This window comes from Candidatus Thiothrix phosphatis, from assembly GCF_035668035.1.
Taxonomy (GTDB): Bacteria; Pseudomonadota; Gammaproteobacteria; order Thiotrichales; family Thiotrichaceae; genus Thiothrix; species Thiothrix phosphatis.
The window spans coordinates 82,189-96,557 of sequence record NZ_JAYMYJ010000047.1; the positions used below are offsets into that span (position 1 = coordinate 82,189).

Annotated in this window: 16 protein-coding genes; 2 read left to right on the forward strand and 14 right to left on the reverse strand. The window is 58.1% G+C overall.

Annotated elements, in window-relative coordinates; translation table 11 throughout:
* Positions 1-16 precede the first annotated feature (16 nt).
* Positions 17-2,620 carry an ATP-dependent chaperone ClpB gene (gene clpB / locus VSS37_RS06515; RefSeq protein WP_324693984.1) on the forward strand — a complete coding sequence of 868 codons (2,604 nt, stop codon included), beginning with the start codon at positions 17-19 and terminating at the stop codon, positions 2,618-2,620.
* A gap of 136 nt (positions 2,621-2,756) precedes the next feature.
* Here clpB and nadS read toward each other — a convergent pair whose 3' ends face one another.
* Together nadS and VSS37_RS06525 are read right to left on the reverse strand one after the other, a co-directional pair.
* Complete coding sequence (gene nadS, locus VSS37_RS06520) at positions 2,757-3,044, reverse strand: NadS family protein (protein ID WP_324693985.1); 288 nt, start codon at positions 3,042-3,044, stop codon at positions 2,757-2,759.
* Positions 3,037-3,381 (reverse strand): type II toxin-antitoxin system RelE/ParE family toxin, encoded by a 345-nt coding sequence (locus VSS37_RS06525; RefSeq protein WP_324693986.1) that lies wholly within the window; start codon positions 3,379-3,381, stop codon positions 3,037-3,039. The genes nadS and VSS37_RS06525 overlap by 8 nt, the downstream gene beginning before the upstream one ends.
* 76 nt (positions 3,382-3,457) lie before the next feature.
* Here VSS37_RS06525 and VSS37_RS06530 point away from each other — a divergent pair, with 76 nt between their 5' ends.
* Entirely contained in the window at positions 3,458-3,580 is a 123-nt protein-coding gene (locus tag VSS37_RS06530; protein ID WP_324693987.1) for a hypothetical protein, read from the forward strand.
* Positions 3,581-4,069: 489 nt separating this feature from the next.
* Here VSS37_RS06530 and VSS37_RS06535 read toward each other — a convergent pair whose 3' ends face one another.
* From VSS37_RS06535 to VSS37_RS06590, 12 genes are all read right to left on the reverse strand, one after another.
* Positions 4,070-4,219 (reverse strand): hypothetical protein, encoded by a 150-nt coding sequence (locus VSS37_RS06535; protein WP_324693988.1) that lies wholly within the window; start codon positions 4,217-4,219, stop codon positions 4,070-4,072.
* A gap of 33 nt (positions 4,220-4,252) precedes the next feature.
* Complete coding sequence (locus tag VSS37_RS06540) at positions 4,253-4,621, reverse strand: HVO_A0114 family putative DNA-binding protein (RefSeq protein ID WP_324693989.1); 369 nt, start codon at positions 4,619-4,621, stop codon at positions 4,253-4,255.
* Between the two features lie 127 nt (positions 4,622-4,748).
* Entirely contained in the window at positions 4,749-5,153 is a 405-nt protein-coding gene (locus VSS37_RS06545; protein ID WP_324693990.1) for a hypothetical protein, read from the reverse strand.
* A gap of 29 nt (positions 5,154-5,182) precedes the next feature.
* Positions 5,183-8,287, reverse strand: a complete 3,105-nt coding sequence (locus VSS37_RS06550; protein ID WP_324693991.1) for an efflux RND transporter permease subunit — start codon at positions 8,285-8,287, stop codon at positions 5,183-5,185.
* A 3-nt stretch (positions 8,288-8,290) separates the two neighbouring features.
* Positions 8,291-9,343, reverse strand: coding sequence for an efflux RND transporter periplasmic adaptor subunit (locus tag VSS37_RS06555; RefSeq protein ID WP_324693992.1), 1,053 nt, complete (start codon positions 9,341-9,343; stop codon positions 8,291-8,293).
* Between the two features lie 111 nt (positions 9,344-9,454).
* Positions 9,455-9,967: a helix-turn-helix transcriptional regulator gene (locus VSS37_RS06560; RefSeq protein ID WP_324693993.1), complete on the reverse strand. Its 513-nt coding sequence runs from the start codon at positions 9,965-9,967 to the stop codon at positions 9,455-9,457.
* 134 nt (positions 9,968-10,101) lie between these two features.
* On the reverse strand, positions 10,102-10,752 hold the full coding sequence (locus VSS37_RS06565; RefSeq protein WP_324693994.1) for a tetratricopeptide repeat protein: 651 nt from the start codon (positions 10,750-10,752) through the stop codon (positions 10,102-10,104).
* A 17-nt stretch (positions 10,753-10,769) separates the two neighbouring features.
* Positions 10,770-11,525 carry an SDR family NAD(P)-dependent oxidoreductase gene (locus VSS37_RS06570; protein ID WP_324693995.1) on the reverse strand — a complete coding sequence of 252 codons (756 nt, stop codon included), beginning with the start codon at positions 11,523-11,525 and terminating at the stop codon, positions 10,770-10,772.
* Positions 11,515-12,186: an iron-containing redox enzyme family protein gene (locus VSS37_RS06575; protein ID WP_324693996.1), complete on the reverse strand. Its 672-nt coding sequence runs from the start codon at positions 12,184-12,186 to the stop codon at positions 11,515-11,517. Before VSS37_RS06575 ends, VSS37_RS06570 begins: the two co-directional genes overlap by 11 nt.
* Positions 12,183-13,583, reverse strand: coding sequence for an AMP-binding protein (locus VSS37_RS06580; protein ID WP_324693997.1), 1,401 nt, complete (start codon positions 13,581-13,583; stop codon positions 12,183-12,185). Before VSS37_RS06580 ends, VSS37_RS06575 begins: the two co-directional genes overlap by 4 nt.
* The gene (locus VSS37_RS06585) at positions 13,580-14,050 is read right to left on the reverse strand and encodes a thermostable hemolysin (protein ID WP_324694001.1); all 471 of its coding nucleotides are present in this window, start codon (positions 14,048-14,050) and stop codon (positions 13,580-13,582) included. Before VSS37_RS06585 ends, VSS37_RS06580 begins: the two co-directional genes overlap by 4 nt.
* 13 nt (positions 14,051-14,063) lie before the next feature.
* Positions 14,064-14,291: a hypothetical protein gene (locus VSS37_RS06590; protein WP_324693998.1), complete on the reverse strand. Its 228-nt coding sequence runs from the start codon at positions 14,289-14,291 to the stop codon at positions 14,064-14,066.
* Positions 14,292-14,369 lie beyond the last annotated feature (78 nt).

Genomic DNA, 14,369 nt, shown 5'->3' on the forward strand with positions numbered 1-14,369 from the left:
AAAGAAGGTAGCCCACATGAGAATGGATAAACTGACCAGCAAATTTCAGTTAGCCTTGCAGGATTCCCAGTCCCTCGCCCTCGGGCGGGATCACCAGTTCATCGAACCCGTCCACCTGATGATCGCTTTGCTGGATCAGGAAGGCGGCGGGGTGCGCGGCCTGCTGACCAAGGCCGATGTCAACGTCAACCAGTTGCGCTCCAAATTGGGTGAAGCGCTCGACCGCATTTCCACCGTATCCGGCGGCGATGCGGGCAGCGTGCATGTCTCCAACGACCTCAGCAAGCTGCTGAACGTCACCGACAAGATTGCCCAGCAACGCAAGGACCAATACATTTCTTCCGAACTGTTCGTGCTGGCGGGGCTGGAGGACAAAGGTGCGCTCGGCAACCTGCTGCGTGAAACCGGCGCAACCAAGGGCGCGCTGGAAAAAGCCATCGAATCCATGCGCGGCGGCCAGGCCATCAACGACCCGAACGCCGAAGACCAACGCCAAGCGCTGGAAAAATACACCATCGACCTCACCGAACGCGCCGAGCAGGGCAAGATCGACCCCATCATCGGGCGTGACGAAGAAATCCGCCGCATGGTGCAAATCCTGCAACGCCGCACCAAGAACAACCCGGTGCTGATCGGCGAACCCGGCGTCGGCAAGACCGCGCTGGTGGAAGGGCTGGCGCAACGCATCGTCAACGGCGAAGTCCCCGAAGGCGTCAAGGGCAAACGCCTGCTCTCACTCGATCTTGGTGCGCTGCTGGCTGGCTCCAAATACCGGGGCGACTTTGAAGAACGGCTGAAATCCGTGTTGACCGACATTGCCAAATCCGAAGGCAATATCATCCTGTTCATTGATGAAATCCACACCATGGTCGGCGCAGGCAAGGCCGAAGGCGCGATGGATGCGGGCAATATGCTCAAGCCTGCTTTGGCGCGTGGCGAACTGCATTGCGTCGGTGCCACCACGCTGGACGAATACCGCCAGTACATCGAAAAGGACGCTGCGCTCGAACGCCGCTTCCAGAAAGTGCTGGTCGACGAGCCAACGGTGGAAGACACCATCGCCATCCTGCGCGGCTTGCAGGAAAAGTACGAGGTGCATCATGGCGTGGACATCACCGACCCGGCGCTGGTCGCGGCGGCGACGCTTTCGCACCGTTACATCACCGACCGTCAGTTGCCGGACAAGGCCATCGACCTGATTGACGAAGCCGCTTCCCGCATCCGGCTGGAAATCGACTCCAAGCCCGAAGCGCTCGACAAGCTGGAGCGCCGTTTGATCCAGCTCAAGATCGAACGTGAAGCGCTGAAAAAAGAGTCCGACGATGCCTCCAAAAAGCGGCTGGCTGACTTGCAGTCTGAAATCGACAAGCTGGAGCGCGAGTTCGCCGATCTGGAAGAAATCTGGAAGGGCGAAAAAGCCGCGATGCAGGGCACTACCCACATCAAGGAAGCGCTCGACCAGGCGCGGTTGGAATTCGACACTGCCAAACGCGCGGGCAACCTGCAACGGATGGCCGAGTTGCAATATGGCAGGATTCCGGAACTGGAGCAGCAACTGGCGGCGGCGGATGCGGCTGTCAACGGTGCGCAGGAAACCAAGCTGCTCAAGAACAAGGTGACGGACGAAGAGATCGCCGACATCGTGTCCCGCTGGACGGGCATTCCGGTCAGCAAGATGCTCGAATCCGAGAAGGACAAGCTGCTGCACATGGAAGACGTGCTCGGCAAGCGCGTCATCGGCCAGCATGAAGCAGTGGTGGCGGTTTCCAACGCCATCCGCCGCGCGCGCGCTGGGCTTTCCGACCCGAACCGTCCGAGCGGCTCGTTCCTGTTCCTCGGCCCGACCGGGGTGGGCAAGACCGAGCTGACCAAGGCGCTGGCGCAATTCCTGTTCGACACCGATGAGGCGATGGTGCGCATCGACATGTCCGAATTCATGGAAAAGCATTCCGTCGCGCGTCTGATTGGCGCGCCTCCGGGCTATGTCGGCTATGAGGAAGGCGGTTACCTGACCGAAGCGGTGCGCCGCCGCCCGTATTCCGTGATCCTGCTGGACGAAGTGGAAAAGGCGCACGCCGACGTGTTCAACGTGCTGCTGCAAGTGCTGGACGATGGCCGCCTGACGGATGGGCAAGGGCGCACGGTCGATTTCCGCAACACCGTGATCATCATGACGTCGAATCTCGGTTCACACCTGATCCAGGAAATGGCGGGCGAGGAAAACTACGAGCGCATGAAGGCGGCGGTGATGGAGGTGGTGGGTACGCATTTCCGCCCTGAATTCATCAACCGCATCGATGAAACCGTGGTGTTCCATCCACTGGATCAGGCCGAAATCCGCCAGATCGCCGACATCCAGCTCAACAACCTGCGCAAGCGGCTGGCGGCGCGCGAACTGGGCATCAATGTGACCGAGGCCGCGCTGGATCACATCGCTTCCGCCGGTTTCGACCCGGTTTACGGCGCTCGTCCGCTCAAGCGCGCCATCCAGAGCCAGTTGGAGAATCCACTGGCGCAGCAAATCCTCAGCAGCAAGTTCATGCCGGGGGACACGATCGTGGTGGATGTGCAGGATGGCCATTTGACCTTCTCACCGTTGGCCGAAGCTACCGAAGCCTAAACTGATACGGTTGAAGCAGTAAAAATGCCGCATTATCGCGGCATTTTTATTCGTGTCATTGTGGAAACACACGGTTTGTCAGCAAAAACATTGTTTGCTGTGTCGGAGATGGCGCACCGTTTCAAATGCGTTGGTTTCAGTGGGCTAAGGCGCGTAACACAGCTTGCGGTTCTTTCGCCACTACATGCAGCAATACCCGTGCTGCCCCATGCGGGGTGCGGTCGCCACGCTCCCAATGGCGCAAGGTGCTGACACTGATGCCAAACGTTGCTGCAAACTCCACTTGGGTCATTCCCACCTTGGCCCGAACATTTTTTACATCGATGGGTGAGAATTGATGCACTTTAGCTTGCAGGCAATTACCTTCTGCAAAGGCGACTGCTTCTTCCAAGCCTTGTTTAATGCTGGCAAATGCGCTACCCATGTTGTTTCTCTCCATAGTGCTTGATCAGGGTTGTTGTGAATTTTGCTAAATTGTTGCGTTCTGCTTTGCTGAGGTTGGCTTTTTCACCCTTGCCAAATACGGTCAATAAAAACAGTGGGATTGTTTCATTGTGGTAATAGTAGATGACGCGAATCCCGCCGCTTTTCCCCTTGCCTTGCGCTGCCCAACGGAGCTTGCGGATGCCGCCCGTACCTTGCATAACCGCTCCAGCATCAGGATTTTCTGACAAATAGCTGATCACGGAAGTGTTCTCTTCACCGGTGAGCAGTGAGGATGCCCTGCGTTGGTATTCGGGTAGTTCGACAATGGTTTGCATGGCTTCGATGCTAATCCAGTGGATTATAGATGGTCAATTAAAAGAGAAAAGGTTAACCAGCAGATGATGGTGCGTATTGGTATGTCCGCTGGCGCAGCAAATCCTCAGCAGCAAGTTTATGCCGGGAGACACGATCGTGGTGGATGTGGAAGCGGGACGCCTGACGTTTACGGCGTTGGCGGAGGCTACCGAAGTTTAACGCTATTTTGTGCTGAAAGAGAAACGCCGCCTGTTCGGGCGGCGTTTTTGCTTATCAAGGTTGTGAGCTACAGCTTGTAGGCTCATCGGTGTACTGCCAAGACTTTCGTATAATCAATGGTGAAGTTCTGCATACGGGCGCAATGGAATTTCTTATTGTTGAATGTAACTGTAAGTTTTTATCTACAGCATGTTGGAAATCATCCAAGTGTAGGTTCTCAAGTGTACCATGCTGGCCTAATTTTTTGACTTCCTCAATCTTGTCACATTTGAACCAAATCTTTTCGCTACTTTTATCACAGGGAGTTGCGTTATAACATTGATCTGTGTACGGATTGTCATTCCTTTCCGCAAATTTGCAAACCCTGATCCGGTATATTGCATGTCCGGCTACAGCTAAGTCTGTTTCAGGGCTCCATCCCCCTGCAACTACATCCCGTGTTCTAGTTTCTGCGTAATAAAGATAAAGCCAAAAAGGTTGTTGATCTTTCTATTGGTTTTCATGATCGGTAAGTTTATGGGGGATGGTCAGACAAAAAGCAAAAGCAAAGAATGGCTTTTCACTAGATTGCCATGCGTCAATTACTTTGGTTTGAAACCAATTATTGAATGGTTGGGCAGGATAAAGGTATTCGCGCATGAGCATTCCTTCGGCAGATTATAGACTTTGCCATTATGCTGCTTTTGATTTCAGTGAAAAGTCGGTATGAATCTCGGCAAAAGGCACACATACGCCGTTGCCTTCCCGCTCAACCACACCTTCTTCTATCAGGGCAACCGTATCATCATGCACCCGCCGGATGTCTCGCCCTAGCAACCTTGCCAGTTCGCGGATACTGACTGTGCCGGTTTCCTGCAACTTGGCAATCAGCTCCCAACGCTTGGGGGTGATTTTCTGGAACAGGGCGGCAGGGGAGGAAAAATAGATATGTTCAGGCTGGTAACTGCCCGTGTTGAAGGCTTGCAGGAAACCAGCCTTGAAATCCTGCATGACGTCAGCTTCGGAAGTAATGCTGATAATCAATTTTCTGTTCTGATTCATAATTTGTCTCCTGTCCTGAGCACTGTCACATCTGAGAAAAAATCTTCCAGCAGTTTTTCCGGTGAGATAAAAGTGTAAGGCTCTTCCCGTTCACTATATTTGAGGAATGGAGCAGGTTTTGCTGCTTTTAGGGATGCTGACCGATATGGTAGCTCAAGCGGACTGTTTCGCCACGGGTTAGAGGCTGCCGCAACTGGATGCTGAACAGCGAAGGGCGGTGCGCATTGCGCAGGCGGATGGCGGATGAGTGCTCCACCCAGCCGTTTTCCTGCGGGTGGCCTTGCGCATCCAGCACGGTGTAGTCCACATGCCCCAAGCGCACCGGCTCGGAACGGGTCAGGTGAATCTGTCCCTTGATGAGGTTTGGTTGGCCATCTGCGCTGTTTTCCACCCGCAAGGAGCGGAAAGCGACCGGCGCGGTGCTGGCGTCGGTGGCGAAAGTGACGCCAGCGCCAGTGGCAGGAGGAGTTGCGCAGGCGCTGGCTCCCAGCAGCCATAAGAGGGCAAGAATGTTGGCGGCAGGTTTGTACATGGGTGTCGTCTCCTTGAAAACGGGTTGGGTCAGGCGTTGGTTTCGTGTGAGCTGGGCGGTATCCGCGTTTTTTCGCCCTTGAGGATGAACTGGCGGTACAGCAGCGGCAGCAGGATCAGCGTCAGCGTGGTGGAGCTGACCAGCCCGCCGATCACCACCGTTGCCAGCGGCTTCTGGATTTCGGAGCCGGGGCCGGTGGCGAACAGCAATGGCACGAGCCCCCAGGTGGCGATACTGGCGGTCATCAGCACCGGGCGCAGGCGGCGCAACGCCCCTTCACGCACTACTGCAATTCCCCGGAACCCCTGTTTGTGCAACTGGTTAAAGAACGTCACCAGCACCACCCCGTTAAGCACCGCAATCCCCAGCAGGGCAATGAAACCCACCGACGCAGGCACCGACAGGTATTGCCCGGAAATCCCCAGGCTGAAAATCCCGCCGATCAGCGCCAGTGGCACGTTCCCCATCACCAGCACGGTCTGGCGCACATCGCGGAACGTCAGGAATAGCAGCAGGCCAATCAGCAGCAGCGCCAGCGGCACCACCACCATCAGGCGTTGGGCGGCGCGTTGCTGGTTTTCGAATTGCCCGCCCCAGGTAATATTGTAACCGGCAGGCAGTTTGAGTTTTTCCGCCACGGCTTGCTGGGCTTCTTCCACGAAGCTGACCAGATCGCGACCGCTGACATTGCTTTGTACCGTGACAAAGCGGCCAGCGTTTTCACGCTTGATGGAAACCGGCCCGTCGGTGCGGATCAGTTTCGCCACCTGATCGAGGCTGATGGTGCGGCCATCCGGCAGCGTCAGGCGGATGTTTTGCAAGGCGGTGGGGGCGTTGCGCAATTCGGCGGAACCGCGCAGTTGCAGCGGAATGCGGCGGCCTTCCTGCTGGATGGTGCCGATGATTTCGCCTTCGAGCTGGGTGCGCAATAAGGCGGCAATGTCATCCACCGTCAGGCCGAAGCGCCCGGCGGCGGCGCGGTCGATTTCCGCTTTCAGGTATTGCACGCCATCGTTTTGCTGGGTGTAAACGTCAGTCGCGCCGGGAATTTTTTCCAGCAGAGTGGCGAGTTGCTGGGCAAAGCCGTTGAGTTTGTCGAGGTCGGAGCCAAAAATCTTGATGGCGACATCGCCCCGGCTGCCGGTGAGCATTTCCGACACGCGCATGTCGATCGGTTGGGTGAAGCCGTAGGCAATGCCGGGGAAGGTGTCCAGCACCTGACGGATTTGTTCCTGCAACCATTCCTTGTCGGGGGTGCGCCATTCCTCCAGCGGTTTGAGGACGAGGAAGGAGTCGGTGTCGTTCAGGCCCATTGGGTCGAGGCCGAGTTCGTCCGAGCCGACACGGGCGACAATGCGCTGGATTTCGGGAACCTTCTCCAGTAAGGCAGCCTGTACCTTCTGGTCGGTGGCAACACTTTGCTCCAGGCTGATCGACGGCAGTTTTTCCAGTTGCACAATCATGTCGCCTTCATCCATCACTGGCATGAAGGTCTTGCCAATGAAGGGGTACACCGCCACTGCGCCCGCCAGCAGTGCTGCGGTCAGCAGGTAGGTGGATTTGGGGAAGCGCAGTGCGCCATCCAGCACCGGAATGTAGATTTTGCGGGAAATGCGCAGCAGCCACGGGTCATCGTGCGATGCTTTCTTCAGCAGCCAGGAGGACATCACCGGAATGGTGGTCAGCGCCAGCAACAGCGAGGCGGACAGCGCAAACACAATGGTCATGGCCACCGGGGCGAACAGTTTGCCTTCCAGCCCTTCCAGCGACAGCAGCGGCAGGAACACGATGGCGATGATCAGGATGCCGGAACTGACCGGTGCAGAAACTTCCTGGGTTGCCCACAGCACTTTCTGGATTTGCGGCGTATTAGCCTTTTCGTCGTCATGGGCGAGGTGGGCGACGATGTTTTCCACGATGACCACGGCGGCATCCACCAGCAAACCGATGGCAATCGCCAGCCCGCCGAGACTCATCAGGTTGGCGGAAAGCCCAAACTGGCGCATCAGGATAAAGGTGCCAAGCACTGACAGTGGCAGGATCAGCGCCACCACCAGCGCAGCACGCACATTGCCGAGGAACGCAAACAGGATGACGCCGACCAGCACCGCCGCTTCGGTCAGTGCCTTGCTGACGGTGTGGATGGCCTTGTCGACCAGATTGGCACGGTCGTAGAACGGTTCGATCGTCGTGCCTTCCGGCAGGGTGGCAGAGATTTCCGCCAGTTTGGCCTTCAGCGTCGTGATTAACTGGCCTGCATTCGCGCCGCGCAGACCCAGCACCAGCCCTTCGACCGCTTCGCCTTTGCCGTTTTGGGTTACCGCACCGTAGCGGGTGAGTTCGCCGAGTTCGACTTTGGCGACATCGCCGACCGTCACGGGGATGTCGTCCATGCTCTTGATGGCGATCTGGCGCAGGTCGTCCAGTTGTTTGATGCCGCCTTCGATACGCACCACCCAGGTTTCCTCGCCTTCATCGACACGGCCAGCGCCGTCGTTGCGGGTGTTGCTTTCCAGTGCGGTGCGCAGGTCATCCAACGTGAGGCCACGGGCGTTGAGGGCGGCAAGGTCGGGGGTCACTTCAAAGGTGGTGACCCGTCCGCCAAGTGCGTTCACATCCGCCACGCCGGGCAAGGCACGCAGTTGCGGGCGGATGGTCCAGTCCAGTAGGGTACGCTTTTCCGCCAGCGGCAACGGCCCTTCGATGGTGAACATGAACATTTCCGACAGCGGCGTGGAAATGGGTGCCAGCCCGCCGCCGACATTATCCGGCAGGTCGCCCTTGACGTTGGCGAAGCGCTCGGAAACCTGGCTGCGTGCCCAGTAAATGTCAGTGCCTTCCGCAAAGTCGATGGTGATGTCAGCCAGCGCGTATTTGGACACGCTACGCAGGATGGTCTGGTTGGGAATGCCGAGCAGTTCGGTTTCGACCGGCTGGGTGATGCGGGTTTCGACTTCCTCCGGGGTCATGCCGGGCGCTTTCAGGATCAGTTTGACCTGGGTGGTGGAAACATCCGGGAAGGCGTCAATCGGCAGTTGCTGGAAGGCACGGATGCCCAGGGCAGCTAGCAGCAGGGTGACGCCCAGCACCATCCAGCGCTGCGCCAGCGAGAATTCGGTGATCCAGTTGAGCATGGTTTACTCCCCGCCTTCCTGCCATTTGGCCTTGAGTGCCGCCACGCCCTTGACGGCGACTTTGCTGTCAGGTGCAAGCCCGCTGATGCTGGCGTCTTCACCATTCTGGTTCTGCACCTTGACGGCGGTGGGGATGAAGCCATCTGCGGTTTCCACGAAGACGTAGGCTTTATCCGTCACCCAGGCGATGCTGCTGGCGGGAACGTGTTGGGTGGAACCTTGCCCGCTCTGGCCGAGGATGCGCACCTTGACCGACTGGCCGGGGTGCAGCACGGTGTCTGGCTGTTCAATGTCGGCGCGCACCAGCATGTTTTGGGAGGCATCCAGCGCTGCCTTGAGAACGGTGATTTCACCCTGAATGCCGGTATCGGCCACTTCCACGCGCTGACCCGTGCTGAGTTGATGTGCCTTGTCCAGCGGCAGGGGAATTTCCAGCCCCAATTTGAGCAGGTTGCCGATTTTGACCAGGGCTTCAGGGGCTTCAACCCGCTGGCCAGGTTCAACCAGGGTTTCGATAACCCAGCCGTTGATGGGGGAGACAAGGGTGATTTCGCTGCTTTCGCTGTCGGGTTTAGCACCCAATAGGCGGATGGTGGCGGCGGCGGTTTCCACATCGGACTTGGCGAGTGCGACTTCATTCTGGGTCAGCAGCCAGGTGTTTTTGGCAATCAGCCCCTGATCGGCAAGGCGCTTGTCACGCGAGGCATTGTCGGCGGCCAGCCGGTATTTGAGCGTGGCCTGCACGTATTGGCGGCGGGCTTCTATCAGGTCAGGGGAGGAGAGGCTTACCAATGGCGCACCTGCCTTGACGGTTTCACCGGATTGATAACGTAAGGTGGTGACCAGCCCGTCGGTCGGCGCGGCCAGCACCCGCACACTGTCGGGCGGGAGGATGACTTTGGCGGTGACTTCCATCCCCAGCCCGGTGGCACTGCTGGTGATCGGGGCGGATTCAATGCCCATGGCCGCGCGTTGTTCCGCCGGAACCGGAACGGTGTCGGCAGCTTGGGCGGCAATGGGTAATGCGATAAAAAGTGCAAACAGTGTCTTGGACATGAGGCTAACGGGCTCTTGCTGTATTACCTGATATACAGCGGAGTCTATTAGTCAGCCCTAATGCATGGCAGTCGGCAAAAGGTCTGAACGGCGGGTTTTAGGGCATATGCCCTACGGTTTGTCAGTGAGAAAGTCTTCAAAAAACCAGCCTGCGAATTCGTGCCTGCCATTGAGGCCGGACTTGCGGTAGACGGCAATGGCCTGCTGGCGCACGGTTTTTTCCTTGGTCTGACGGATGGCGGCGATTTCGTCGAAGCTCAAGCCCTTGAGCAGCAATAGGGCGATTTCCTTTTCGGTGGGGCTGAGTTGCCATTCGTCCAGTTGTTGCTGGATGAGTTCCAGATAGCCCTGTCCGGCCTGTTGCAATTTTTGGTGCAAGGTGGTGATGCGGGCGTGGGAGCTGTGCAACTGGAGGCGGAGCGATTCAATTTCGCGCCGCTTGCGCTGGTTTTCCCATAGCAGGTAACCGGCACCGGCAAATGAAATCAGCACGACAATGGCGTCAACGCTCAGGTGCAGGGCGTTGCGGTCGGCTTTGTACAGATCCAGGGTGAAGCCATAGGTGTGCAATACCGCGACAATAATCAGTAATGCAATCAGGAGGGTTTCTTTGCGTGGATACATTGCCTTGCCGGGTGTGTCGTGATTGAACTGTGATTTTAGGCAAGCCAATGAGGATGTGCAAAGGCTGGGCGCGGAGGATCTGTTGGTGAGGAAGCGCCAGACCAGGCAATGGCTCCCTGATCTGGCGGGAATGCCTATTTGCTGGCCAGGTTTTTCTGGGCTTCCGCCAGCGCCAGTTTGATTTCCTGCCGTCGGCCTGCATCCGCTATCTGCCGGTTGGGACGGGCAGGGGCTTTGAGGGCGGCGTTGAGATAAGTTTCCGCCTCGTTATAGCGCTTGGCGCGCAGTAAAAAATCACCGTAGAAATAGTTGTTGTCGATGTCGTTCGGGCCGATTTGCAGGGCTTGTTTCAGATACTGTTCGGCTTTTTTGTCGTCACCGAACGAAACCGGCCAGCCGGGAACCTGATAGTACAGTACGCCCAAGGAGGCCTGCGCGGAGCCGTTCATGGCCCCCGGATTGGTCTGGATGGCTTGTTCAAGCAGCGTTTTGGCCTTTTTCACCGTACCCAGCGCCGACATGCTTTTGACAATGCCAGCGTCAGTGGAAAGGATGATGCCTTCCCATATGACCGGCTCCACACTGTTGGGGTTGGCGGCAACGGTTTGGGCGGCGGTTTTTTCCAGTTCATGGATGGCTTGCAGTTTGGCATCCTTGTCCGCAACCTGATATTTGATCCGGTCCCATTCCTGCTGGAGTTTGAGGACATCGGTGTCCGTACTGGCGAATGTGGGGATGGTGGCAGCCAACAGGCTGAGGCTAATGATGGTTTGGGTCAGTTTCATTAATGTGTTCCTGAAAATCAGCGTTTGTAGGAGGCGAGAATGTCATCGGCGATGTCGCGTTTGCCGAGCAGCGCCCGGTCGATCAGCCCGGGCAGCAGGGCGTTCAGCCGTGTGAAAAAACCTTCCGGCTGGCCGATGGTGACGCGCTTGCGCCGGTGCGCGATGGCCTCGGCGATGATGGCGGCAACTTTTTCCGGTGAATCGTTGGCGACGCCGGTGCGCCGGTGCAATTCCTCAATCATGGCGGTGTTCAGCGGGGTGCTGACCGCGCGTGGGGCGATATGGGTGACGTCAATGCCTTTGCCCGCATATTCCCGCCGCAGGGCTTCGGAAAACCCCGCCAGCCCAGCCTTGGTGGCGGAATAGGTGGAGAAGTGCGGGAACGCCAGCGAGCCGAATACCGAGCCGATATTGACGATCTGCCCGCCGCCACGCTCCAGCATGCTTGGGATCACCGCCTGGGAGAGGCGGATGGGGGCTTCCAGGTTGACCGCCAGCATGTTGTGGAGATGGGCGGGATTCTGGTCTGGCAAATGGCCGAAATACATCATGCCAGCGAGATTTATCAGGATGTCGGGCGGATAACGGTTCAATTTGCCGCACAAGGCGCTGAGTTCCTCCGCATCGGCCAGATTGACCACCCAGGCGTCATTGCCGGGGTTGCAGTCGATGACGGTGACCTTGACGCCCTGCCCGCGCAGAATGGTGGCCAGTTCCTGGCCAATCCCGCCGTTGCCGCCGGTCAGGACGGCATGTTTTCCGTTAAGCGGCATGTTTCATTTCCTCGCCGACCAGGATGCTGGCCAACACGTTGGCGAACAGGCGGAAAGTGTTGCGCGCCACCTCAATGATGGCCGCTTGATCCAGCGGGTCATCGATATGGTTGACCAGTTGGCGGAAGAACTGCATGTGGCTGATGTCCAACTTGCCATGCGACTGGAGGTAGGTAAACGCTTCGGCAGGCAGGCCAAGCGTCTGCTGGATGCTGTTTGCGCCCTGGGCTGCGATTTGGGTGGAGGTGCTTTCCAGCATGAACACCATGCCAAGGAAACCGACCGGGTTGCGGCGGTTGATGTAATCGTAGTTGTAGGCCACCAGCACTTCCGTTTCCAGATGCGGGGTGGAGAGGCGGGCGGCCTCCTTGTCACCGCCAGTGGCGGCGATGTCGTTCAGAATCCATTCTTCGTGGCCGATTTCCTCTTCAAGGTATTCGACGATGGCGTGGTGCAGCCATCTATGCTCTTCGGGCAGCCGCACGCCCATCGCCATCAGGAAGCGCACGGTATGTTTGACATGGTGGTACGCCTGTATCAGGTAGGCGCGGTAGGTTTCCACACTGATGTCACCACGCAGTGCGTTGGCCAGTTGCGGCACGGCGTACAACTGCTGGCGTGCGCCAGCGGTTTCCTGTACGAGGCGGTCGTAAAAATTCATGCTTGTTGTTCCTCTTGTTGTATCAAGTCGCGGTATCGGTTGGCGATCGCTTCCCGGCGTGGGCGGCCAGTGCCGGTGAGCATGCCGTCTTCCGGTGTCAGCGGAGCGATGGGGTGAAAGGCCCGTACTTTGGCGTATTCGGGCAGTGAGGCGTTTGCCCGTTGCACAACGGCGTTCAGGTCGGCCTGCGGCGCGCTGGGGACGAGCAGGGCCCCCAGCCACGGCTGGGCGTCGCCGTAAACCACTGCCTGGGCGATTTCTGGCTGATTGAGGAGGGCGCTTTCCACCCATTCCGGCGACACATTGCGCCCGAACGAGGTGATCAGCAGATTTTTTCTGCGCCCGGAAATGTGCAGGAAGCCATTGGCGTCAAGGTGGCCGAGGTCGCCGGTGGCGAATGCGCCGGTTTGCCTGTCGCCATGCAGGTAGCCGAGCAGGGCGGGGTTGTCGATGATGATTTCCCCAGCGTTGTCGCAGTGCAGGCGGATGTGTGGCAATACCTTGCCGGTGGAGCCGATTGCGGCGCTGGCTGGGGTGTTGAGGGACACAACCGAGCCGCATTCGCTCAGGCCGTAGCCTTCGTAGACCGGCAGACCCAGCGCCTGCGCCTGCAACAACAAGGCGGGGGATACTTTAGAGCCGCCTACCGCCAGGAACCGCAGGCCAGGAAGCCGCATTTCAATCTGTTTCAGCGTCCAGGTCAGGCCGCGCAACAATTCAGGCACGAGAATGGCCGAGGTGATCCGGTGTTTCGTCATGTTCAGGATCAGGCTGTGGAAATCGGGCTGGAATGGATTGCCCATGCCGATCTGCGGCAGGCTGTAGAGATGGCAGCGGGCACCCGCCAGCAGGGTGGAATATACCCCAGCCACATTTTCCAGCAGGATGGCCAGTGGCAGGACGGACAGGTGATCCGCCGCATGTTGCGCGCCGATCACGGTCAGCAGGCTTTGCGCGACCTGCTCCACGCCGTGCTGGCTCAGGCAGACGCCTTTGGGGGTTCCGGTGGTGCCCGACGTAAAGGTGATTTTTGCTGTTTCGGGTGGAAATTCCACTGCATCGGTGATGCCGGTGGGCTCCAGCCCCTGGGCGGTAACGAGATGGTCGATACCGGCGCTCTGGATGACGTGGGCGGTTTGCTGGCGGGTGAAAAAGTCGGGTAACGGCACACAAGTTACGCCTGCCGCCATCGTCGCCAAATCCCACAAAACCCAGTCTGCACTGTTGTCTGCTTGGATGCCAAGCACACGGCAGTGGCTGTCGTGCAATTGCTCCGCCTTATCAGCGACGAGGGCAGGCAGCTCTGCGTAAGTGATATGCCGGTGGTCATCGGACAGGGCAATCTGTTCCGGTCGGGCGCTGGCGTGCCGCCTGAGGGTTTCCAGCAATAGGCTCATGACGGGCTTCCCGTGTGGTAGCAAAACGGCTCCTGGTTTTCATAGACCGACCCCAGGGTGCGTTGCAGGCACTCGACGCCGTGCGCTACCGAGCCCGCCAGCACATAGGGGCGGGTTGCATAATAATTGCCCCAGTCATCATCGGTCGGTGCCAGTAGCGAGGGTCGGGCCTCACAGAGGGTTTGCGGCTGCAAACCCAGCATTTTCAAGTGGCGGCGCAGGTCCAGCGTGCCGGTGACTACCGTGTAACGGACGTTGCGGAAGTCCAGGTATGACGCGAGTGCGGCAAACAGAAAAACGGATGAGCCGCCCCCTGCGGACGCTAGCGCGCCGATTTCCACGATTTCACGACGTGTGACCGCCTGACCGTATAGGGTGGCAAGTTCCTGTTCAATGGGTGCAGCGGTGTATTGCTCTAGAAACAACGGTTGTTGGTGTGCGTAACGGAAGCCTGCGGCGGCGAGGATTTCGCCGTCCTGATTACTGACTGACGCTGATCAGGTAGGGGTAGTGGATCTGGATGCTTGCCTGGTACGCATCACGAAAGATGGTTTGGATGAAGCCTTCCACCCTGAGTCGATCGGGGCCGACACTGCCGGTGATGTCGACGGCTTTGGGCATGACGTGGCTTATTTTGGCGATGCGTCGGCCTTGAAAGCTCAGTCTGGCAGTTTCCAGAGCGTTTTCGCGCAGATATAACGATAGCACCGGGTTTTACTCCTTCCGCAGGGAATTTAATCTATTGGGAAATCCCCCGGCTTTGCCGGGGAGACGTGCATAGTTTGA